The sequence below is a fragment of the Ruminococcus flavefaciens genome, assembly GCF_900116855.1.
GTDB lineage: Bacteria > Bacillota > Clostridia > Oscillospirales > Ruminococcaceae > Ruminococcus > Ruminococcus flavefaciens_R.
Window position 1 is genome coordinate 325,446 of the sequence record NZ_UETD01000003.1, and the last position, 20,256, is coordinate 345,701.

The following is a 20,256-nucleotide window of genomic DNA, read 5'->3' on the forward strand; positions in this document are numbered from 1 at the left end:
TAACATCAAGTACATAAACCCATTCTTTAACGTAAAGTGAGGTCATAAAAATGAAGAAAAACAGACTAAGCAAGAAGAGAGTTCTCTGTGCTGCACTGTCTGCGGCATTGGTGACAAATTCTCTTCATTTTGCTGCTGCCTATGCGGATAACGTCTATAAGGACGGTATCTATACGGGTACAGCTAAGGGATTTAACGGCGATATCACAGTATCGGTAACGGTTTCCGAGGGCTCTGTCTCGGCTGTGGATGTTACGGCACAGAACGAAACTCCGGCATATTGGAAGGAAGCGGAAAAGCTGATACCCGAGATAATCTCCGCTAACGGCACTGAGGGCGTTGATTCCGTAAGCGGTGCAACTTACAGCAGTGAGGGCATCAAAAAAGCAGTGGAAAATGCCCTTGCAAAGAGTACTGCTCCCGATTGCTTTGAGGGCGGAAGCGGAAGTACCGATGATCCCTTTATTATCAATACAGCTTCTCAGCTTATTGGATTTGCTCAGAGCGTTGATGAGGGAGAGAACTACCTCGGCAAATATATTGCCCTCGATGCTGATATAGACTTATCCGATACAGAAAACTGGAACCCCATAGGTGCTGAGGGAGCTGCGGCTAAAAATCTCGATAAGATATTCGCAGGAGACTTCAACGGACGCGGTCACATTGTAAAGGGACTTACCATTGTAACAGATGAGAGTTCAGCATATGCCGATGAGAGCAATGTGGGACTCTTTTCCACACTTCTCAGCACTGCTAAGGTCTCGGGCGTAAAGTTGGAAGGCGTAAACATTAAGGTGGCAGGCGAAAAGGTTGTAAGAGCAGGCGGTATAACAGGAGATATCACCAGCAATGCAGTCTCAAAGGCTGAGGGGCGTGCCGTAGTAGACAACTGCTCTGTCAGCGGCTCGGTATCGGCTGAGACTGATGCGGCAATGGTAATGACAGGCGGCGTAGTGGGCAGAGCTTCGGGCAATGCGATCATATCGAACTGCATTTCGGATACTGCGGTTTATTCGTCAGCAGGCTCAAAGATCGCATACGGCGGCGGTATCGTTTCAATGGCAGGCAACGATACATATGTGCTGAACTGCGCTGACAAGGGTGATATAACCGTACTGACAAAAAGCGGCTTCTCCCTCTATGCAGGCGGAGTTGTTGGCATGATGACATCTGAGCAGTACAACTGCATTTCCTCGGGAAATGTTACTGTGGGTACCATTGCACAAGCTGACGCTGCAAACTGCGCAGGCATCATCAACGGAGCTCTTATGCCTGCCGCTTCGGGAAAGTATGATTACTATGCTTCCGGAGCAGAACTGCGCTATATGGACGAATCAGGTTCGGCTTCAACCATTGATGCTGTGTCACACGGAGCAGGCTCCATGAACGCTGAGGACACCTTTGCTGCTGAAAAGGCAGATAACATGAACAGCAGTGAATTTGCAGAAGTACTCAACGAAAACCTCTATGATATATCAAGGAAGCTTGGTGATACCGGCACCGAGTTCATGCTTTGGAAGCTCTCCGACGAGGGTGAGATCACTCTTTCCGATGAGGTATTCATCAACGATGTGATAGATGCATCTGTATTTGACTCGGGAGAGGGTACAAAGGAGTCACCCTATATTCTCAGAACGGCAGATCAGCTCCGCGGATTTGCAGGCTCACTGTCCGAGCATATCGACTACACGGGAACATACATCGAGCTTGCAGATGATATTGACATTTCCGACAGTGAGTGGACTCCCATAGGCGACAGCAGCGTTGTATTCAACGGCAGCTTTGACGGTAAGGGGCACACCGTCAAGGGTATGACCATCGGCAGCGCCGATACAGCCAAGCAGCTTGCCAAGGGAGAGAATTACATCGGATTTTTCAGTGCTCTCGGCACTGATGCTGTTGTTAAGAACGTCAAGCTGACAGATGTGCTTATCAATGTTTCCTATGAAGCAAGTGCGTATGTCGGCGGTATCGCAGCGGTAATGGACTCCGACGGCAGCGGCTACAAGGGTGCTATTGTTGACAGCTGCGATGTTGAGGGCAAACTGACACTGACCGCAGATAAGGGCAACAACTTTGCAGGCGGCATAGCAGCATACGTTTACAAGGGAGCTATCATCAACTGCAGATCTGATGTTGATGCCTCCTGCACTGTAAAAACAGGTGCTGCATTCGGTGAAACAGGCGGAATCGCCGCACTTGTGAACAGGGGACTTGTGGCAAACTGCTACACCCTCGGAAAAGTTTACGGCAGCGGTAACCGCGAGGACGAGGGCATGGCGACCGTAAGCTCTCTTGTGGCAGTAAATGCAGGCTATCTGGTAAACTGCTACGGCAGCGGCGGTCACGAGACCAATGATTATTCCACATATACAGGTGCTTTATCAGGCTGGATCACAGGTATCGGTCATACCTATGACTGCTATTACAACTCCGAAGCTGTAATGAAGATCGGCGATACTGTTGTTGCCCCTGTTGCCGATGTGGGAACGAGAGTTTCCTCAGGCGTAAGTGAAGACGGTCTGGTATACACAGGCGGTGTGGTTTTCAATAACGAGGCATACACTTCAAAGAATTACAGCGGACTTGCAGATAAGCTTAACGGCAATTTCGCAGCTTTCCCTGTTGAGCTGACACAGTTCGGTATCACAAATAATTCGCTGAAAGCATGGAAATACGATAATGAGGTAACGTTTGCCGACGAATATGCAGAGGCTGCTTACGTTCAGCCCGAGGCAGAGATCGTGAAAAAGCCGGAGCTCAAGCTCAATGACGGCACATGGTACGGCAGGGATGACGATAAAAAGGTAACAGTTACCATCACGGTCAAGGACGGAGAGGTAACAAAGATAGTTTCCTCCGATGGTTCCGCAGAGGGCGAAGCTTATGAAGCTGCACTTCAGACAGCCAAGGACAAATCCACATACAACGACAAGACTTCATATGATGCTGCCGATGTATCAGTATTTGCAGGCGGCAAGGGCACTGAGCAGGAGCCTTACCTTATAAAGACAGAGGCTCAGCTCCGCTATGTGGCAGAGGCTATGAATGAGGAAGTGGACTGGGAGAATATCTGGTTCGCTCTTGACAGCGATATCACTCTTGAAGGCGGTGACTGGCTCCCGATCGGTCACGCTATTCAGGCGGAGATAAACGGTCAGAAGAAGAACTTCGCGGTATATCCTTTCCGCGGAAACTTCGATGGAAGAGATCATACCATATCCGGACTTACTATCGGAAGCAAGGAGGCTCCTGCCGATATTTACCTTTCGGGATTATTCGGTCTGGCAGCAGGTGAGCATGAAACCAATCTAACTCCCGATGGAAGCGCAAGGCTTGTCAATATCAGAAATATAAAGCTCAGAGATATCTCCATCAATGTTGAGTCTCGCTATGAGGCTAATGTGGGCGGACTTATTGCATGGGCGCAGAACGGATTCGTTATCGACAACTGCTCCGCCGAGGGAAGCATAAACGCAAAAACAAAGGAGTCCTTCGCAAGAGTCGGCGGACTTGTGGGAAGCACACTTCGCGGTACTGTTACCGACTGCTATACAAATGTCGAGATAAATGCTGCAACAGGTACATCATCCGTATACGCAGGCGGTCTTGCAGGAATGACAAACCGTTCCGCACAGGTGAACTGCTATACCCTCGGAAATATCAGTGCCAATGCCGAGAGCAACAACAAGGCTATGGTGGGCGGTCTGACAGGTATGTCGGGCGGTACTAACATAAACTGCTATACCCGCGGAAATGTTGAGTCGCTTATCACAACAGTGGATATCGGCGGCATAAACGGACGCAGTGCAGGTATCGCGGCCGATCACTGCTGCTTCTTCAACAGCAGTGCGGACTATAAGGCAGCAGGCAAGGAGATAGCCGAGAAAAAGGCTTCGGGAACTCTTGTAGGCGGCGAGATAAAGGTATCTTCCATGACAGCAGAGGAGATGGCTTCAAAGGAATTTGCAGAGACACTTAACGCCAATAAAAATAACATGACCGCAGTTCTCGGTGAGGTAAGCGCATACCTTGAAGATATGACCGAAAACAACAAGGAAGGTCTTTCTCATCAGCTCTTCTACGCCAATGACGGTTCAGACCTCAACAGCTGGGTAATGGGTGAAAGCTCACCCGAATTCGGTGAGGAGATCATTGAAGAAAAGCCCGATATCGCTTCCGATGAGGAGCTTTGCGAATGGGCAGAAAAGGACTATCAGAAGAAGAACGGCGTCAAGTATACAAAAGCTGTCATCAGCAGTGATGAAAATGGCAGACGCGTCATAACCATCTCAGACAAATCGGGAAAGGTCCTTGACAAATACACCATTGATCCAAAGACAGGAAAAGGAAGCGATTCCGACGGTGAAGCCGTTGATCTTCCGCAGACAGGCAATAATTCAATGACAAACCTGTTTATTCTTCTCGGAGCGATCATGTCTGTTATTATGGGCGCGTTTGCGATCAGGGCTTCAGGCGTGATACGCCGTCGTGAAGATGAGCAGTAAGCCGCAGACTGATACCGCTGGCAAAACAAAAAGGCAATGGGCTCTGTTTACAGCAGGGCTCGTTGCAATACTTATCGGTGTCGGTATTATCGGCTTTTTCGGGATCAGAAAGCTGTACAGAGAATATCAGAAGCAAAAGCTGATGCGTGAAAACCCTGTTGTGGAGATAGCGGAGCTGCACATCAAGGCTCCCATTCTTGAGGGCACGGATAATTCAACGCTTTCAAAGGCAGCAGGACATTTTATCGGAACAGGAGATTTCGGCAAAGGGAATTATTGCATTGCAGGTCACAGCAGTACCGTCTACAAGGAATACTTCAATGATCTCAAAAAAGTCAGAAACGGTATGAAGATCGTATTGTATGATAAGTCAAAAAAAGCATATGCATATACCGTGACAGAAAGCTTCATTGTTCAGCCGAATGAAACAGAAGTACTTGATGATCCCGGTGACAACAGGCTGACGATAATAACCTGCACTGACGACGGAACGCAGCGGCAGGTGGTGGTTGCAGCATTTGATGGTGACAGATAAAAGGATAAATTGAAATCTTTCATAATAATATAGCCTCCCTCGGGAGGCTTTAGCTTTTATTATCCGATTTACTGCTGCTTCTCGGAAAGGGCAGAGATAACAGCTTTCGCTCTGTCCTTGCCTATGTCATAGCAGGAGCGTATGCCGCAGAGCTCGCATATGAGCTTTCCGTTTTCGGAAACTGATAATGAGCCGCTGACATAGTCCTTTCTGTATATCAGCTTCACAGCGGAGTCGGTTTCCGCTGTGCCGCTATATACGTTGGGCAGGGAAGTGTTCTCGGCGAGAAGTGCCCATATACTGCTCTTGTCAATATCTTTACGGAGCTGCGAGCCTATATACGCTTCCCCTGTGAGTCCATCCGCGCTGAGTCCCATTTCGTTTATGAGACCGCCGAGGTCCGTGGGGGAGTAGTCCATGCTGACATAGATATAGCTGCCGATCTTGTCTGGGAATTTCGCGGCTATCATGGCGTTTGCATTGGAAAGACCTCTTATGCTGTAAATATCTATATCCGCAGCAGCGAGCATTGTCCTGCCGTTTTCCGTGTACTCCTTTTCAATGTGAGCAGGACGGATATAGCTGCCTTTCAGACGGTCGGTAGCGTCATAGCTGCTTAATTTGTAATATGTGCCCGCAGGTGCAGGACCTGCAAGCTCCTGAAAGCTTTGTACGAATATCTCGCGGAATACATTCGGGTCAAATGTAGAAGTAGGAGAGGGGGGCTCTGTGATGATCTCAGGTGATGTAATTATGGCTGAAGTGGTTGAAGCAGACGTTGTCGGAGCTTCTGTCAATAAAGTGGTAAGTGCAGTGGTCTGAGGGGCGGCTTTTGTGGTGTTTGCAGCCGTGGTGATTGATGGCTCGGAAGCTGCTGCCGAAGTTACAATGGAAGCGGTCTGAGTTGCCGTGGGAGCAGTGTTTGTAGTCCTTGCCGCAGAAGTTACGGCAGCAGCCGTAACAGACGTTGTTTTTGTTCCGGTTACAGTCTCCGAAGCAGTCGGCTCGGTGGAGTTCTCTATCATGCTGCTGTCTGTGAATTTGTCGTTTCCGAGGTCTTTAGCCGAGGACAGCTTCCACAGTCCCACACCTGCGATGACAGCGGCGCACATACCCGACACCGCATAGGAAGTATGCTTTATTTTTGCGGCTCTGAGCTTTCTCTGCTCAATTATCTCGTCGCCGCGCTTCATTATCCTGTTGGCAATATCTTCATAGCTCCTCATACTCAAAGCCCTCCTTTTCAAGTAGTTTTTTCAACGCACCTTTTGCGCGGTAAAGCAGGTTCCTGACCTGCCGTTCACTTTTCTTCATTATAACAGCCGTTTCGGTGTTGCTGAAATTCTCAAAATAGACCAGATACAGCACCTGCCTGTAATCAGGTGGCAGCTTCTCCATCGTCCTGTGGAGCAGCCTGCGGTCATCGCTTTGTATGTGGTTCTTTTCTATATCCTCCCTGTCGGAGATATGGTAAAACTCATCTATGGGAGCCTGCTGTATCTTCCGCCGCTTTCGTATATAGTTATAAGCGGTATAGCGTCCCACGGAGAAAAGCCATGTCTTGAAGGTGCTTTTCCCCGAAAACTTCGGCTTATCGGTATATAGTTTAAGGAATGTCTCCTCGGCAAGCTCCTCTGCTTCGGAGAAGCTCTCCGCAAAGCCTGTGAGGTAAAGCGTGAGACCGTCCCAGTATTCAGCGACCAGCTCGGTAAAAGAATTCCTGTCACCCTCAAGGAAACGGCGGTAGCTGTTTGCACCGCTGTCCATAGACAACTCCTTTCATGCGATATGGTATAGTTCCTCTACTGATTAGTAACATTTTTCCGCATTTTGTCTCACCTTGATTATAAAATATATATTTTTCCCTGTCAACAGGATTATTTTGAAACCGGTGAGACAAATTCATCGAAAGTGTTACTAAGTAGTGAAAGGCAAAAACATACAGCCGCAAAAAAGGAGGTATTACTATGAAAAAACTGACAGCTATTATATTATCCGCAGCTCTTGCCGCAGCACAGACTGCGGGTATAGCCGCAAATGCCGAAACGGGCGTAGATTACTATGCAGGCAAGACAGTCGATGAGGTATATACCGAGCTCTCGGGAGAGGACTTTGTATTCCTCTCGGACTTATATCGCTATGGCGGCGGATGTACTTTAACTCTTGACAGCAGCGGAAAGTTCCATATCATAGAAAAGAACTCGCGGGGTACAGAGATAACAGTTGCCAAGGGCAGCGAGCTTCCTGTTGATGAAATAATCAGCGCTGCAAGGGAGCAGATAAAGGAGTCCCCTGAAAAGCAGAAGCCCATTATTAAAAAGAATGCCCACGGTGTCACCTACACTCTGAAATGGCTCCGCAGCGACTATTATGAAGCTGTCTGCGATGTCCTCAAAGGTTATGACTGCGTTCTGTCCATAGACGAGAACTTCGAGGCATATGAGGACATGAATTATCTGAGTGTGGAGGGTTTTTATATCCGTTCAGACAGGTCTCCCGAGGAGATCGTAAGCGATTATCCCGAGCTTGGACTGGAACAGAGACCGTATGAAGTTTTTGATGACTATGATTATTACTTGGCTATCGGCAGCAAATCATGGACACATGGTCAGCTTTATGAGGCATTGAAGGATATGAGCGAAAAGGGTATCGGATATTCGGCATTGTGTGCGACAACAGAGCTTGCATTCTTAAATGCTGACACAATAAACTGCACCCATAACATCTACACCAAGGAGGACGTGACAGATGAGCTCCGCACCGAGATAAGGCAGTTCTACAGAAGACCATCGGTGCAGGGAGACTCCAACTGCGACGGGGGAATGGACCTTGCAGACGCCATATTCATCATGCAGTCACTTGCAAATCCAGATAAGTATCAGCTTACGGAGCAGGGCAGGTTCAACGGTGATATAAACGGCGACGGTGTTACTTCCGGAGATGCTCTGTCCATACAGAACAGGCTCCTCGGAATTGAGTAAGCGGAAAAAATCCGCGGCTGAATGTGGGGCTGACAATAGAATAGTGAAAAACAGCGGCATCATAAGAGTAGTACTTATATAGAAGTTTATATGTAATTATTGGAGGAAAAACCTTTCTGAGGAAAGGTTCTTTTCCCCCAAGCCCCTTTTTTCCAAAGACTTTATAACTGAATTTAGCCCCGACAGTGCGCTCCACACAAGATGTGAAAATCAGTAATAATACTGAGAGCGCCTGTTGGGGCTAAATTTAATGCTGAAAGTTTTAGGAAAGGAGTTTGAGGAAAACCCTTTTTCAAAAGGGTTTTCCTCAATATCACTTGTAAAACTTCTATAAGAGTACCGCCCTTAACAGGTGCCGCTGTTTACTTGACATACTGATATCTGATTTGGTATAATTGATAAAAGATCGAAAGCCTGATAACTCTGTATACAGCGCGGAAATGATTTTGTACTGCAACAGGAGGTCCGATATGGAAAATAAACTCTTAAACCGCTTTATATCAGCCATAACAAGTCTTGCACTGGTATTATCAATTTATAATTGCTTCTCCGACAGCATCACAAATACATATGCTGTCACGCTCACAACATTGGAGAAAAACGCCGCTGTGTCAGCCGAAGGTTCGGAAAACCCCTTTGACAAGCAGGATGACAGGGAGGTACCATATGACAGAACACGCTGGGTACAGCCTAATGAGTGGAATGCGCCGAAGTTCGACCCAAGGGACTATGAAGGCGGTCTGATGATTTATTTTGACAAGATAGGACTTGAGCCCGAATACGCTCCGGGCAAGGTGCAGAGGGTATATTGCAGTATCACAGGTGCTACGGAGCCTGTAAGCTATGTAAAGTTCCATATATTTTACGATACCAGACTGACTGTCAAGGAAAACTCCAAAGGCGAGGTGATAACCACGGGAAAGGGATTAAGCGGATTTACCACGGGTTCGGCAAAGGTGGAGGACGGACAGCTTGCCTTTTATGCATATGGCGAGGATACTCTGCTGAGCCAAAGCTGCTTGTTCACCATTGATTTTATAGTTCCCGAGGATGCGGAGCAGGGAGAGATGTATCCCATAGGCATGGCGTATACGGATGACGGCATAGTAGCCGACACTTTCATAAAAAGCAAGCATGACGATGCAGGAAGACTGCAGATGACCTATGCTTTTACAAGGGGTATCTACAACGGTTACATAAAGATAATCGGAGAGAAAAAAACTACCACAACAACTACCGTTACCACTACCACTACTGTCACCACTGCGGTCGGATCTGCGGTAACGGAGGGGGATAAGCTTGGAGACGTTAACAATGATGGCCTTATAAATGCAGTGGATGCTTCGTCTGTCCTTGCATATTATGCAGTTATTTCTACGAATAAGGACGGCGGATACAGTGACGCTCAGAAGACAGCTGCCGACGTTGACCGAAATGGCAGAATAGACGCTGTGGATGCGTCGGGTATTCTTTCTTACTACGCCTATGCTTCGACCGAAAAGGAAGAAGTGATATCAATGGAAGAATTTATGAAAAGCATTCGGTAAAGTTGGGTGCTTCGATGCAGGAATACCTGATACTGCCGATCGGTATAAAATGACTAAAATCAAAACAAGGTGCCCGACTTTTCATAAAGAAGGGCACCTTGTTTCTTATAACATTATATCGCCTTTTCTTCGTGTGAATTTCGTGTGAATTTTGCCTGTTTTTTCTTCACATGCAACTGCAAAAATGCAGCCCAAACTGTTTCGGATAGGCAAGAGAAAAGCCTGTATTTCGGTGTTTTCCTCGAAATACAGGCTTTATCATTCTGGCAGGGGCAGAAGGACTTGAACCCTCGGCACGCGGTTTTGGAGCCATGCCGGACGTTTTTCAGGACGTGTCAGCACGTTCCAATTAGTGTCGGAACGCATCAGCCTATCAGGCGATAAATGGCAGTGTTTAGCCGAGTGTGACAATTGAAGCACCGCAAATGCCTATATTAACGTATTTGACTGATAGAAACATCTGAGCAAAAATCGTGAAAAAAAGTCTCAAAAGTGTTAGAAAAGTGTTAGATACGATTGTGAACGGTTTTTGTGTACACCGTTAACGAAATATGTATAATTCCGCTTCAGCAACAAAATAAATCTGAGGAATGAGGAAGTATAATGAAAGACATAAGTTACACCGATTGGGAGCTAACTTCTGCACAGATCAGGACGGTCATAAAGCTCCGAAAGCTGTATTCAAATTACCCTTACGCACTCGGTACAAAGGACGTGATGAAGATGCTGGGAGTCGGCAGAGCTACTGTATTGAACCTGAAAAACTGTGGTATGCTGCGCCACTATAACTTAGGCAATCACCTGATATATCCGAAAGAATGGGTGCTTGAGTACCTTGCGGTCTACGCTGTCAGTGACAAACCAAATGTCCGTGACTATCAGCGTGAAGTGCTCCGCTACTGCCGCACTCGCAGAACGATAACCGAGATAGCACAGCATCTCAATCTCGGTGCTGGATTTTGCCGGGACTACCTGCTGAAACCGCTGTGCGAACATGGTGAACTGATTTGCGAGGCTGATAAACGAGAAGTAAAACGTCATTGCTATAAGGCGGTCAGATAAACAGAAAAGCAAGCAACTGTTTTTATAATTGGCTGCTTGCTTATTTTTATTGTCGGAAGTCAGTGGCTTAAATTTCTCTAAATATAGCCGTTATACACAACTTATCAATTATTGCGGCGGACTGATTTTTTTTAAGTTCTCATGAGTTCAACTCTTACGTTTAGTGCCGGTAGTATTCACAAATGATATATCATATTGTTACTCTTCTTCAAGTTTATGAAACTCATCGATTCGCAGCTCACGTTTCAATTCTTCCTCAGTCGGCAGATAGGTAAAATACTTTGAAGCGAATATCTGGTTGTTGCCTTCAGGCAGAGTGTATTTCACGACAGCATCGTTCTTTTCTGCACACAGCACAATGCCGATAGGCAGATTATCGCCTTCGTTCATAAGTTCTCTTGTGTAGTAGTTGACATACATCTGCATCTGTCCCAAGTCTTGATGTGTGAGTTTGTCAGTTTTGAGGTCAAACAACACGAAGCATTTGAGGATATAATTGATCAAGCTGCCGGACGCTCCACGCTGATTTTGCACATTCTTCTGTATAAAAGTCGCGGGCGGACTTGTCTGTGATTTTCATAAGTATGCGATAATGTGACCAACTCAATTCGGCACACAGTGTGTGCCGATTCGGAAAACAGCTATAAAACTGTCGCATTGCACGCAGATTTCGTTCTGTAAAGCCTTTTCCAAACTCAGTGGTCAGTTTGTCAGAAAGGTACTTCAAAAGACTCTTGCCGTACTCAGCCCTGTCATTCTCACCGCAAGCCTTGTAGATCTGCTCACCGATCTCCCAATAGGCTATGACCATTGCCGAGTTTACAGCTGTATACACTTTATTCTGTGCTGTTATAACAAAAGAACGTATGGAAGTATAGATTTCTTCCGAACTGTTCTCAGTTCTCATAATTTCATTATCCATAGGTCTCGACCTCATTTCCAATGATAAGCATATTATACCATTGCTCCCATAGCTTTTCAAGGAATTTCTCGATACTTTCGTAATCTCGGCTCAGGTTTCTGTCGTGACTAACTGTTGAAGCCGCTGTGTGAGCACGGTTAATTAATGTGTGAGACCGATAAACGAGAAGTAAAACGTCATTGCTATAAGGCGGTCAGATAAACAGAAAAGCAAGCAGCCGGTTTTAAAATTGGCTGCCTGTTTATTTTTATTGTCAGAAGTCAACGGCTTAAATTCCTCTAAATATAGCCGCAGGTCATGGTTAATCAATTATTGCGGTGGTGTTTTTTCATAAAAGTTGTCGTCAGTTCAAATCATGATGTACCTGCCACACGAATTAGTGCAGTTTGTCTGCCGAGTGTTTTTTCTACCTTGAAAGCGACGGTAGGTTTAGTACTACATAAATCAAGAAAAAAATCAAGGCGAAATCTACACAAATCAAGATTTTTGTCATTGTACTTGTCAAGAAATGTCGAGATTTTTAATATTGTCCTTATGCAGCATTATTCCTCAAGCAAATACAGCCTCATCTGATACCATTCTGCACCGCCGTGAGTTGATTTTGCTGTCAGACCTTCATTGACAAAGCCGAATTTCTCATAATAATGGATAAGCCTGTACTTGCAGGTCAGCACTACTCCCATTCGACCTTGCTCTTTTGCAATATCAATAAAACGCTCGATCAGCTCTCCGGCACAGCCCTGTCTGCGGTATGCAGGGATCGTATTGACGCCGAAAAGCATCTGCCACTTGCCGTTTTCATCGTGCAGAGCAGCGTTTTCATACATTTCATCGGTCAGGTCACGCTCATTTGTAACAAAGCCGTCCACGAAAGCAACGAGCTTGTCATCTTCAAACATCAGCAGAAAATAATCTGCATAGCGTTTCAGCCTGTCGGAGAATTGCTCCGCCGTTGCAGCTTCGGCAGGCGGAAAGCACTCGGCTTCAACCGCTGTAATGCTGTTTAAATCAGCTAATGTCGCTGTTCTTATCGTTCTCATAAATAATGTATCCTGCTCTCGTCAAACCTATCCTGCTGTTCCTTCGTTTCCGCAGGATAGCCCACGGGAACAAGTGCAAAGGCGTGAACCCCGTCGGGATTTCCGAGGACAGCTTCGACCTTTTCCATTCTTTCCTTCAGCGGAGCAGTGCCGATCCACACAGCACCAAGACCGAGAGAAGCCGCTTCAAGCCACAGGTTTTCCGTGGCGATACTCAGGTCAATCTCGCAGTATTCGGGAAATCTCGCACCCTCCACCTTATAGCAAGACACTATGACTACAGGTGCGCCTGCTGCACAGCCGGCATAAGGATTGCTCTGAGAAAGTGCCTTGATCTTGTCCTTGTCTGTCACTACATAGAACTCCCACGGCTGCTGATTGCCTGCCGAAGGTGCCTGCATAGCGGCTCTGAGAAGCTGAGTGATCTTCTCAGGCTCAACAGGTCTGTCCTCAAATTTACGGGTGCTTACCCTTGTAAATATCTCGTTCATGGTGAAACCTCCGTTACAATTTATACTGCATAAAATTATTGTTGTGTGTAAATCCGAATGCCGTGTACAGCTTCACTCCCATATCCGATGCTGTGATCTGAACTGTACCGCAGCCGTAGTTCCTTGCTTCATCTACCACACGCTTCAAAAGCTCGCTTGCAATACCTTTATGCCGATAATCCTTGTCCGTGAACATACTGGACAAAAGTCCGATCTTACCGCTTGGACATCCAAAATACGGAGGCTTTTCTACGAATGACATTCCGCTTGTGCCGATGATCTTATCGCCGTCAAGTGCGAGCCATGCCACAAAAGTACCGTCAGCCATGTGCCGTGTGTAATAGTCTTTCAGTGCAGGATAGAGGTCGATATCCTCCTTTGCACCTTCCTCACGAAGCTGGTTGATTCTCATTTTTATAAATGTGTCAAGCTCATTATCGGTCAATCTTTTATATTCTATTTCCATAAAACGTTCCCCTCTCCCTATAATATACACATTATAACATACCAAGCCCTGTTTTTCAAGGAATTTGTCGGCAAAGCCACAATAAACTACTGCGATAGCTATTGACTTTGCTCAATAAAAATGATATAGTGACAATAGAGCTGATATTTTATCAGACATATAATCACAGTAGTCAACAAATATAGCAACGGAGGAAATAATATGGAATTCAAAGAAGTTGTAAAGAATCGTTATTCATGCAAAAAATACAGCACACGTCAGGTCGAGGCTGATAAGCTGAACGCTATCCTCGAAGCCGGACGTCTTGCTCCCACCGCAAAGAATTTGCAGGAGCAGCATATCTATGTTGTTCAGTCCGCTGAGAAACTCGCTGTAATCGACCAGTTCACGCCCTGCCGCTACGGTGCGCCGACTGTTCTTGTTGTCGCATTCGACAAGAACAATGTGTTCACCTATCCCGGTGAAAAGCGTGATTCAGGCGTTGAGGACGCAGCGATAGTTGCAACACATCTGACTCTTGCCGCTGCTGATGAAGGTGTGGACAGCTGCTGGCTGAATTACTTTGATCCGGACAAATTGGCTGCCGCACTTGGTCTGCCTGAGAATGAGGAGATACTTATGCTTCTTAATCTGGGTTATGCTGCGGAAGGTGCAGGACCTCTTCCAAATCACGAAAGCAGAAAGCCTCTGTCAGAGACAGTGACATACCTGTAATTGTCAGGAGATAGTGTTAGTTACTTAACAACGGGAGCAACTCTTTGAGAACTGCTCCCGTTGTTGCATATATTGATTGAAAATCAGCAAGGTATATGTTATAATTATACCTCCGCCAGTACGAACCGCAGACGCAGGAGCAGAGCCGAGGTCAGCAGAAAAGGAAGAAAGATGTGCTGGAATAATTGTTATCAGCCGAACGGAAAATGCCCCTTAGAGCCGCCATTAACGGTTATGGGGAAACTATCCAGCTTAAACAAACAAGGCACGGAGAGCGTTCTTCGTGCCTTGTGTTCGGTATTGACTATTTCATTTTGTGATTGATTTACCGCTTCAAATCAAGATAGCAGGCAATTTATTTCCTGCATCATATAAATTTGTTGAAGGAGATAAATTTTCGTAGCTAAACTTATCTTTTCCAAACCGCCGCCGCATTCGATCTGACGATGAGCTCCTCAACAGGCAGACCAATGGGACAAATATCGTGGCAGGCAAGAGATTTTCCGCATTGCTCATAATAATTCTTTTTGTATTTTTCGGAAAGCTCGTTCTTATGGGCGATATTCTGTTCTTCATCTAAAATGCGGTAAGCGTTTACAGCAGCAATTGCTCCCGAAAAATCGTTATCCGCAGTAAAATTCGGACAAACTTCAAGACAACAGCCGCACATAATACAGCTTGCGGACTTGTATCGCTGAACTTTGGTCTGCTCGCTCATAAACGGATTATCCTCAAGCCAGATACTGACTCGTTCCAGCTTTTTGAAGATAGCCGACCTGTCAACGATAAGGTCTTTTACCAACGGGAACTTGCTTAGCGGTTCAAGTATGAGCTTTTTTCCTTTGAGAGAGCCGAGAAATGTCGAACAGGCAAGACGAGGTATCCCGTTTATCCGCATTGCACACGCTCCGCATTTTCGCACCATACAGCCGCATTCCCAAGCAATCTTGTCAACAGTCTGTTCGTTGATGTCCGTAAGATCAGCTCTGCTGTTAAGCCTTCTGAGAACTCCTGCGACTGATGTGCTTTCATCACATTCAATGCTGAGATCCTGCCAATACGGCTCTGAACTGCTGCTTGCCTGACGCTTAATATGTATGGTATACTGCATAGCGTTCATCTCCTTTTCGGCACGTTTTCAAACAGAATACGGATATTGTCACCGTCAAACCTTGCGACGGTTGTTTTCAGATAGTCTCTGTCATTGCGAAGCGGATAGTCCTCTCTGTAATGAGCACCCCGACTTTCCCTGCGGGCAATGGCACTTTCAATTATTGCACGTCCAAGCAAGGCAAGCGAGCCGCTCATTTCCTTGATCTCACGAAGTCCTTTCTGCAAGGTTTCTTCATTTCTCACCACGCCGAGAGTATTCTGCATTATCTGATTCAGCCGCTGTATATCAGAAGTTACACTATCATCAGAAATATCCGCTTTTATGGGTTGTCCTTTTTGAATATTACATTCATCTGAACAAGCGTACTTTGCGGCGATCCTTCCACCATATATTGCACCAAGCAGAGAATTTCCGCCGAGACGGTTTGCTCCGTGATACTGCGAGCAGCATTCTCCTGCGGCGTAAAGACCATTTATCTGAGTCCTGTGATACTCGTCAACGAGGATACCACCCATGAAATAGTGTATTCCGGGCGATACGGGAACAGGCTCTTTTCTTATGTCCTTATGGAGATAAAGCATACAGTCGGCGGCGATTCCCGACAGCTTTTCGGCTATGACTTTATCGGGAATATCGGTCATATCAAGGAACACCTCTGAGTTCTGACGTTCCTTCCATATCTCTCTTGCGGTTATGTCTCTCGGGGTAAGGTCTCCGAGTTCGGGGTATCTTTCCTGCATGAAATAATAGGGCTTGCCGTTCTTCAAGGAGAACAGCTTACCGCCCTCGGCTCTCACGGCTTCGGTTATTAGCATACGCTTTCCGCCGCACTCTATCGTCGTAGGGTGATACTGTATCATCTCGCTGTTTGCTATCGGAATACCGAGGCGGAACAGCTTCGCAGTTACTTCGCCCGTGTTGAACAGCGAGCCTGTTGTGTTTCCGAATAGTCCGTGCATACCGCCCGAAGCTATAATAACAGCATCGGAATGAAGCTCGGTCACTGTACTGCTGTATTCGTCTTTTATAAGACAGCCGAGGCATACATTTCCCTGCAAAAGAAGCGTCTGAAAGCTATGATGTGAAAGCCTTTTAACATTGCCTGCCGCTTCTTCTTTCCTTACTGCGTCGATAAGTGCGGTCGTTAGCTGTTTTCCCGTATCGCTCTGAGCAAATACGGTACGTTTCTTTTTCTGACCGCCGAAATTACGCAGATCAACTTCGTCAAAGCCGCTTCTGTTGAACTGTACGCCTAAGTCCATAAGCCACCTTATAATATCGGGAGCAGCCTGCGTCATATTCCACACCGCATTCGGATCAGCAAGACCGCAGGCGGCGTTTATGGTATCCTTGTAGTGTTCTTCGGGAGAATCGTTTTCGTTTTTGGTATCCATAGCGGCGTTGATACCGCCCTCAGCCATGACAGACTGTGCTCTTTCTGACGGCTGTGATGACACAAGAACCACCTCGCCGCCTTCGCTTACTGCCTGTAATGCAGCCGACAGTCCCGCAACTCCTGCACCGATTATAACTATTTTTCGTTTCTTCATGACTGCCACCCGATGTAATAGAAGATAACTGCTCCCGACATAAACAGCAGAAGTACGGACAATATCAGATAAATGTCGCCTTTACGCTTTTTGAAGCTGATTATTCCCAACGAAACGAGCAAAGGACGTATGTTGATAAGGATATGCACCGCAACCGACGCAATGAACAGGAGCTGTGTTATCAGATTTGTTGTTGTGAACGGAAAAAGGATATACTGACCGTTCCTGACTTCGCCGAACATACCGATATGAAAGAAAAGCAGTATCAGTATAGCAAGTCCGCTGGCTCGTCTTGCCCAGAACGCCTTGTTTTCCCTGAGATATTTTCCATCCGTATTTTTAGCCGTTTTCAGGCTTTTCACCGTAAGATAAACGCCTATCACAGCGTGAACAGCAAGTATACAAACGCCTATCCAAGCAAGCACTTTTCCTGCACTTTTTCCTGTTCCGATAAGCATAAATCCGCCCATAACGCCGTGAATGCCGAAAATGATTATAAGCAGAACGGATAAGACCGTGTTAAGTTTCCTCATATTTATTTACCTGATAGACCAATGATATAGTCCGTATCGTGGAGCAGTCCGCTGTCGATAAGCTCGTCAGCGGCTATGAATATATCGTATTTTTCGCTGACGATACGGGAACGGAGCATAGTGTCGCTGTATCGCCTTATTTCAGTATCAAACCCCGATTTTTCGAGCCTTTCGCTTATCTCTTTGGCGTAGCTGTTGGATTTGCTGTCGCTTTCGGGGATAAACAGGCGGATATGACCGCTTGCACACATAGCCGTTCCTTCTCCCGAACATATTGCAATTATTTCACTTTTTTCGGCGATTTCCGTATTGATACCGATGATATAGCTCCCGTTATATTCGGACGTATTCTTATTTGATTTGCGTGTCGCTCCTGTTACAGCGTCTATAACAGAGGGCGGAGAATGTGTCGCTCCGCCCATAAATGCTATGAAAGCTGCTGTAACTGCAAGCAAAATAAGTCTTCGTTTCAATGTTTTCACTTTTTCAATATCCTCATTGCGTTCAGTACGGCTATTATGGTAACGCCCACGTCACCGAACACGGCTTCCCACATTCCTGCGATACCCATTGCACCGAGTATCAGGAAAATACTCTTTATTCCGAGTGCGATAACGATATTCTGCATAGCGATAGCTTTTGTTGCCTTTGCAATGTCGATAGCATCAATGAGCTTAGAGGGTTCATCGGTCATCAGTACAACGTCTGCCGCTTCAATAGCAGCGTCCGAGCCGAGACCGCCCATAACGATACCAATATCTGCTCTTGCAAGTACGGGAGCGTCATTGATACCATCGCCAACAAAAGCGACCTTGCTGTTTTCAGGCTTATTTTTGTCGATCATTTCTATCTTCTTGACTTTACATACAAATTCTGATTCTGCCATAGTGACACCTCCAATTTTATTGGTTTAGCAATCACTCAACATATATTATACTGATTTGATAGGCATTTGTCAAGAACCGTAGTTTCCATCCCACCTTTGAATATGATCTGTATCTCAGTCTTGCTTATACCTCTATATGCATGCAGAAATTGATAGATATTGCATAAGAACACGGACTTGAAATAGAGGATGAGCCAAAACAGGCAAGCAAGAGTGGTTTGAAACTCACGCAGTATAAGTATGAAACGCTTAAAGAGGATTATAAAGCATTGGAAACAAAGATTATATGATACTCTTTAATTTCAGTACAACAATTATTTCTATGGCTGTTGTCGAAAAAGGAAGCAGAAAGCACACATATCAGGTAAATTTTTCTATGGCTATGAAATTGTGTATAGGTTATCTTCAGGCTGGCGGCAACGGCTGTGACATAATTTCACTGATGTCAAAATTTATATTACCGATAAGAGAAAACCGCATTTACGCAAGGCAACACAGGTTTCATTCGCCAGTTAGGGAAGAAAGACGATTGTGATGAACTAAACATTATGAGGCGATTTCGAGATGCTTTCATTGTTGAATCATCAGATAACGCATGCTTAGTACAGGAATATTATCGTATCATGCGTGCATTCCTTAAAAAGGTTGAGAACGCCGGCTATTTTGTCGGACTGTATGGCTCTGCTTCTTCTTTGACCACACATACCGCCGACGATATCAAGTCGTGGTACACGATCTGGCTGGCGCACTGGGTCAATCAGACCAATTACAGCGGTGCTTACGGCATCTGGCAGCACAGTGAAAAAGGCAAGGTCGCTGGCATCAACGGCAATGTGGATCTGGATATCTGCTATAAGGATTTCCCGACCATTATCAAGGGTAAGGGGCTGAATGGCTGGGGGAAGACTCCTGCACCTGCGCTTGACAAATCCGAGGATAAGCAGGACACCACCGTGACCGCTACCATCAAGATCGGAACGGACACCTACAAGGGTACGCTCAAGAAAGAATAAAACAATCGGGCAGAGGTAGTTCTCTGCCCGGTACATAGTGTGGTAAATCAGAATTTGTCGTCATTTACAATTATCTTCACTCATACAGATCCGTTCTTCGAAGAGATGTGTATGGCCGTTGGTGACGTTTTAGGGTTGCACCGGAAAGATTCACCTCTGCCAGCATTAACTCTTCCTGATCTCCCGCCATTCCAATCGTCTCGCCATCAAAGCCTGCAACTAGCGACTCGCCGGAGAACTCCATGCTTCCTTCCACTCCAACTCTGTTGCACATTGCTACATTGACACTGTTTTGGAATGCTTGAACCTTTATCTCCCATTGAAACACATCAGAGGGCTCTGACTTAGTATTTGCTGTAGGGACAATAATCAGCTCCGCACCGCGTAGAACTTCCGTACGAATGCTCTCAGGATAGTGGCGATCAAAGCACACAACAATCCCGATTTTACCTAACTTCGTATCAAAGACCATAAACCCTTCTTCAGACGGAGTGTAATAGCTCTGCTCATAGAACATTTCACATTGAGCGACATGAACCATCTTCTGTCTGCCGACGATTTCTCCCTGATCATCAATCAAAAGGCTCATATCGTATCTATGCCCTTTTTCCTCAATATAAAAGTTGGGGGAAGCAAATATATGGTTTTCCCGGCAGGCATTTCTTATTCCATTCACATAGCTGCTGTCTTCCGTCATGACATATTCGCTCACATCACAGTCTGGAAATTGGGGAAAGAATGGAGAGAACTGGATTTCTGGAAAGCAAATCAGATCCGCTTTCTTTTCCGCCGCCTCACAAATAAGCTGCAATGACTTTTGAAAATTCTTTTCGATATCTGTATCCATTTTCATCTGCGCAAGAGCAATCTTCATCTCGTTTACCTCATAAATTC

The 20,256-nt window shown here is 46.0% G+C and carries 19 protein-coding genes and 1 pseudogene; 7 read left to right on the forward strand and 13 right to left on the reverse strand.

Annotation, left to right across the window (positions count from 1 at the left end; translation table 11 throughout):
- Positions 1 to 50 precede the first annotated feature (50 nt).
- Positions 51 to 4,508 (forward strand): FMN-binding protein, encoded by a 4,458-nt coding sequence (locus DSZ37_RS03845; RefSeq protein ID WP_109725643.1) that lies wholly within the window; start codon positions 51 to 53, stop codon positions 4,506 to 4,508.
- Complete coding sequence (locus DSZ37_RS03850) at positions 4,498 to 5,043, forward strand: class D sortase (protein ID WP_109725644.1); 546 nt, start codon at positions 4,498 to 4,500, stop codon at positions 5,041 to 5,043. Before DSZ37_RS03845 ends, DSZ37_RS03850 begins: the two co-directional genes overlap by 11 nt.
- A gap of 68 nt (positions 5,044 to 5,111) precedes the next feature.
- Here DSZ37_RS03850 and DSZ37_RS03855 read toward each other — a convergent pair whose 3' ends face one another.
- Both DSZ37_RS03855 and DSZ37_RS03860 read right to left on the reverse strand, forming a co-directional pair.
- Entirely contained in the window at positions 5,112 to 6,269 is a 1,158-nt protein-coding gene (locus DSZ37_RS03855; protein WP_109725645.1) for a hypothetical protein, read from the reverse strand.
- Complete coding sequence (locus tag DSZ37_RS03860; RefSeq protein WP_109725646.1) at positions 6,256 to 6,810, reverse strand: RNA polymerase sigma factor; 555 nt, start codon at positions 6,808 to 6,810, stop codon at positions 6,256 to 6,258. Before DSZ37_RS03860 ends, DSZ37_RS03855 begins: the two co-directional genes overlap by 14 nt.
- A 200-nt stretch (positions 6,811 to 7,010) precedes the next feature.
- Between DSZ37_RS03860 and DSZ37_RS18160 the strand changes: the two genes are divergently transcribed.
- From DSZ37_RS18160 to DSZ37_RS03875, 3 genes are all read left to right on the forward strand, one after another.
- Positions 7,011 to 8,024: a dockerin type I repeat-containing protein gene (locus DSZ37_RS18160; protein ID WP_109725647.1), complete on the forward strand. Its 1,014-nt coding sequence runs from the start codon at positions 7,011 to 7,013 to the stop codon at positions 8,022 to 8,024.
- A 470-nt stretch (positions 8,025 to 8,494) separates the two neighbouring features.
- A complete protein-coding gene (locus tag DSZ37_RS03870) occupies positions 8,495 to 9,571 on the forward strand; it encodes a dockerin type I domain-containing protein (protein WP_109725648.1) in 1,077 nt (358 codons plus the stop codon).
- Positions 9,572 to 10,174: 603 nt separating this feature from the next.
- Positions 10,175 to 10,633 (forward strand): helix-turn-helix domain-containing protein, encoded by a 459-nt coding sequence (locus tag DSZ37_RS03875; RefSeq protein WP_109725649.1) that lies wholly within the window; start codon positions 10,175 to 10,177, stop codon positions 10,631 to 10,633.
- A 198-nt stretch (positions 10,634 to 10,831) separates the two neighbouring features.
- On the opposite strand, the gene DSZ37_RS18165 is transcribed toward DSZ37_RS03875, so the two are convergent.
- The 5 genes from DSZ37_RS18165 to DSZ37_RS03895 all read right to left on the reverse strand — a co-directional run bounded on the left by DSZ37_RS18165 (position 10,832) and on the right by DSZ37_RS03895 (position 13,552).
- Positions 10,832 to 11,167, reverse strand: coding sequence for a PDDEXK nuclease domain-containing protein (locus DSZ37_RS18165; protein ID WP_347504389.1), 336 nt, complete (start codon positions 11,165 to 11,167; stop codon positions 10,832 to 10,834).
- Positions 11,100 to 11,555 (reverse strand): DUF1016 N-terminal domain-containing protein, encoded by a 456-nt coding sequence (locus tag DSZ37_RS18170; protein ID WP_347504390.1) that lies wholly within the window; start codon positions 11,553 to 11,555, stop codon positions 11,100 to 11,102. The genes DSZ37_RS18165 and DSZ37_RS18170 overlap by 68 nt, the downstream gene beginning before the upstream one ends.
- A 542-nt stretch (positions 11,556 to 12,097) precedes the next feature.
- Positions 12,098 to 12,595: a GNAT family N-acetyltransferase gene (locus DSZ37_RS03885; RefSeq protein WP_109725650.1), complete on the reverse strand. Its 498-nt coding sequence runs from the start codon at positions 12,593 to 12,595 to the stop codon at positions 12,098 to 12,100.
- Positions 12,592 to 13,086: a nitroreductase family protein gene (locus tag DSZ37_RS03890; protein ID WP_109725651.1), complete on the reverse strand. Its 495-nt coding sequence runs from the start codon at positions 13,084 to 13,086 to the stop codon at positions 12,592 to 12,594. Before DSZ37_RS03890 ends, DSZ37_RS03885 begins: the two co-directional genes overlap by 4 nt.
- 13 nt (positions 13,087 to 13,099) lie before the next feature.
- On the reverse strand, positions 13,100 to 13,552 hold the full coding sequence (locus DSZ37_RS03895; protein ID WP_109725652.1) for a GNAT family N-acetyltransferase: 453 nt from the start codon (positions 13,550 to 13,552) through the stop codon (positions 13,100 to 13,102).
- A 201-nt stretch (positions 13,553 to 13,753) separates the two neighbouring features.
- On the opposite strand from DSZ37_RS03895, the gene DSZ37_RS03900 reads away from it, so the two are divergent.
- Positions 13,754 to 14,266, forward strand: a complete 513-nt coding sequence (locus tag DSZ37_RS03900) for a nitroreductase family protein (protein WP_109725653.1) — start codon at positions 13,754 to 13,756, stop codon at positions 14,264 to 14,266.
- A gap of 409 nt (positions 14,267 to 14,675) precedes the next feature.
- Here DSZ37_RS03900 and DSZ37_RS03905 read toward each other — a convergent pair whose 3' ends face one another.
- From DSZ37_RS03905 to DSZ37_RS03925, 5 genes and pseudogenes are all read right to left on the reverse strand, one after another.
- Positions 14,676 to 15,377: a succinate dehydrogenase/fumarate reductase iron-sulfur subunit gene (locus DSZ37_RS03905; RefSeq protein ID WP_109725654.1), complete on the reverse strand. Its 702-nt coding sequence runs from the start codon at positions 15,375 to 15,377 to the stop codon at positions 14,676 to 14,678.
- 5 nt (positions 15,378 to 15,382) lie between these two features.
- The gene (locus DSZ37_RS03910) at positions 15,383 to 16,930 is read right to left on the reverse strand and encodes an L-aspartate oxidase (protein ID WP_242978559.1); all 1,548 of its coding nucleotides are present in this window, start codon (positions 16,928 to 16,930) and stop codon (positions 15,383 to 15,385) included.
- Positions 16,927 to 17,463 carry a pilus assembly protein PilX gene (locus tag DSZ37_RS03915; RefSeq protein WP_109725656.1) on the reverse strand — a complete coding sequence of 179 codons (537 nt, stop codon included), beginning with the start codon at positions 17,461 to 17,463 and terminating at the stop codon, positions 16,927 to 16,929. The genes DSZ37_RS03910 and DSZ37_RS03915 overlap by 4 nt, the downstream gene beginning before the upstream one ends.
- 2 nt (positions 17,464 to 17,465) lie before the next feature.
- Positions 17,466 to 17,945 (reverse strand): DUF6921 family protein, encoded by a 480-nt coding sequence (locus DSZ37_RS03920; RefSeq protein WP_146198156.1) that lies wholly within the window; start codon positions 17,943 to 17,945, stop codon positions 17,466 to 17,468.
- Positions 17,942 to 18,325, reverse strand: a pseudogene (locus DSZ37_RS03925) (heavy metal translocating P-type ATPase); the annotation flags it as partial. The pseudogene DSZ37_RS03925 and the gene DSZ37_RS03920, both read right to left, overlap by 4 nt.
- A 647-nt stretch (positions 18,326 to 18,972) precedes the next feature.
- Between DSZ37_RS03925 and DSZ37_RS03930 the strand changes: the two are divergent.
- Positions 18,973 to 19,362, forward strand: a complete 390-nt coding sequence (locus DSZ37_RS03930; protein ID WP_181380229.1) for a GH25 family lysozyme — start codon at positions 18,973 to 18,975, stop codon at positions 19,360 to 19,362.
- A 76-nt stretch (positions 19,363 to 19,438) separates the two neighbouring features.
- Here DSZ37_RS03930 and DSZ37_RS03935 read toward each other — a convergent pair whose 3' ends face one another.
- The gene (locus tag DSZ37_RS03935) at positions 19,439 to 20,236 is read right to left on the reverse strand and encodes a carbon-nitrogen hydrolase family protein (RefSeq protein WP_109725659.1); all 798 of its coding nucleotides are present in this window, start codon (positions 20,234 to 20,236) and stop codon (positions 19,439 to 19,441) included.
- Positions 20,237 to 20,256 lie beyond the last annotated feature (20 nt).

Coding starts and splice junctions, on each gene's coding strand:
- DSZ37_RS03845 (WP_109725643.1), top strand. CDS start 51: ATGAAGAAAAACAGACTAAGCAAGAAGAGAGTTCTCTGTGCTGCACTG.
- DSZ37_RS03850 (WP_109725644.1), top strand. CDS start 4,498: ATGAGCAGTAAGCCGCAGACTGATACCGCTGGCAAAACAAAAAGGCAA.
- DSZ37_RS03855 (WP_109725645.1), bottom strand. CDS start 6,269: ATGAGGAGCTATGAAGATATTGCCAACAGGATAATGAAGCGCGGCGAC.
- DSZ37_RS03860 (WP_109725646.1), bottom strand. CDS start 6,810: ATGGACAGCGGTGCAAACAGCTACCGCCGTTTCCTTGAGGGTGACAGG.
- DSZ37_RS18160 (WP_109725647.1), top strand. CDS start 7,011: ATGAAAAAACTGACAGCTATTATATTATCCGCAGCTCTTGCCGCAGCA.
- DSZ37_RS03870 (WP_109725648.1), top strand. CDS start 8,495: ATGGAAAATAAACTCTTAAACCGCTTTATATCAGCCATAACAAGTCTT.
- DSZ37_RS03875 (WP_109725649.1), top strand. CDS start 10,175: ATGAAAGACATAAGTTACACCGATTGGGAGCTAACTTCTGCACAGATC.
- DSZ37_RS18170 (WP_347504390.1), bottom strand. CDS start 11,555: ATGGATAATGAAATTATGAGAACTGAGAACAGTTCGGAAGAAATCTAT.
- DSZ37_RS03885 (WP_109725650.1), bottom strand. CDS start 12,595: ATGAGAACGATAAGAACAGCGACATTAGCTGATTTAAACAGCATTACA.
- DSZ37_RS03890 (WP_109725651.1), bottom strand. CDS start 13,086: ATGAACGAGATATTTACAAGGGTAAGCACCCGTAAATTTGAGGACAGA.
- DSZ37_RS03895 (WP_109725652.1), bottom strand. CDS start 13,552: ATGGAAATAGAATATAAAAGATTGACCGATAATGAGCTTGACACATTT.
- DSZ37_RS03900 (WP_109725653.1), top strand. CDS start 13,754: ATGGAATTCAAAGAAGTTGTAAAGAATCGTTATTCATGCAAAAAATAC.
- DSZ37_RS03905 (WP_109725654.1), bottom strand. CDS start 15,377: ATGCAGTATACCATACATATTAAGCGTCAGGCAAGCAGCAGTTCAGAG.
- DSZ37_RS03910 (WP_242978559.1), bottom strand. CDS start 16,930: ATGAAGAAACGAAAAATAGTTATAATCGGTGCAGGAGTTGCGGGACTG.
- DSZ37_RS03915 (WP_109725656.1), bottom strand. CDS start 17,463: ATGAGGAAACTTAACACGGTCTTATCCGTTCTGCTTATAATCATTTTC.
- DSZ37_RS03930 (WP_181380229.1), top strand. CDS start 18,973: ATGCGTGCATTCCTTAAAAAGGTTGAGAACGCCGGCTATTTTGTCGGA.
- DSZ37_RS03935 (WP_109725659.1), bottom strand. CDS start 20,236: ATGAAGATTGCTCTTGCGCAGATGAAAATGGATACAGATATCGAAAAG.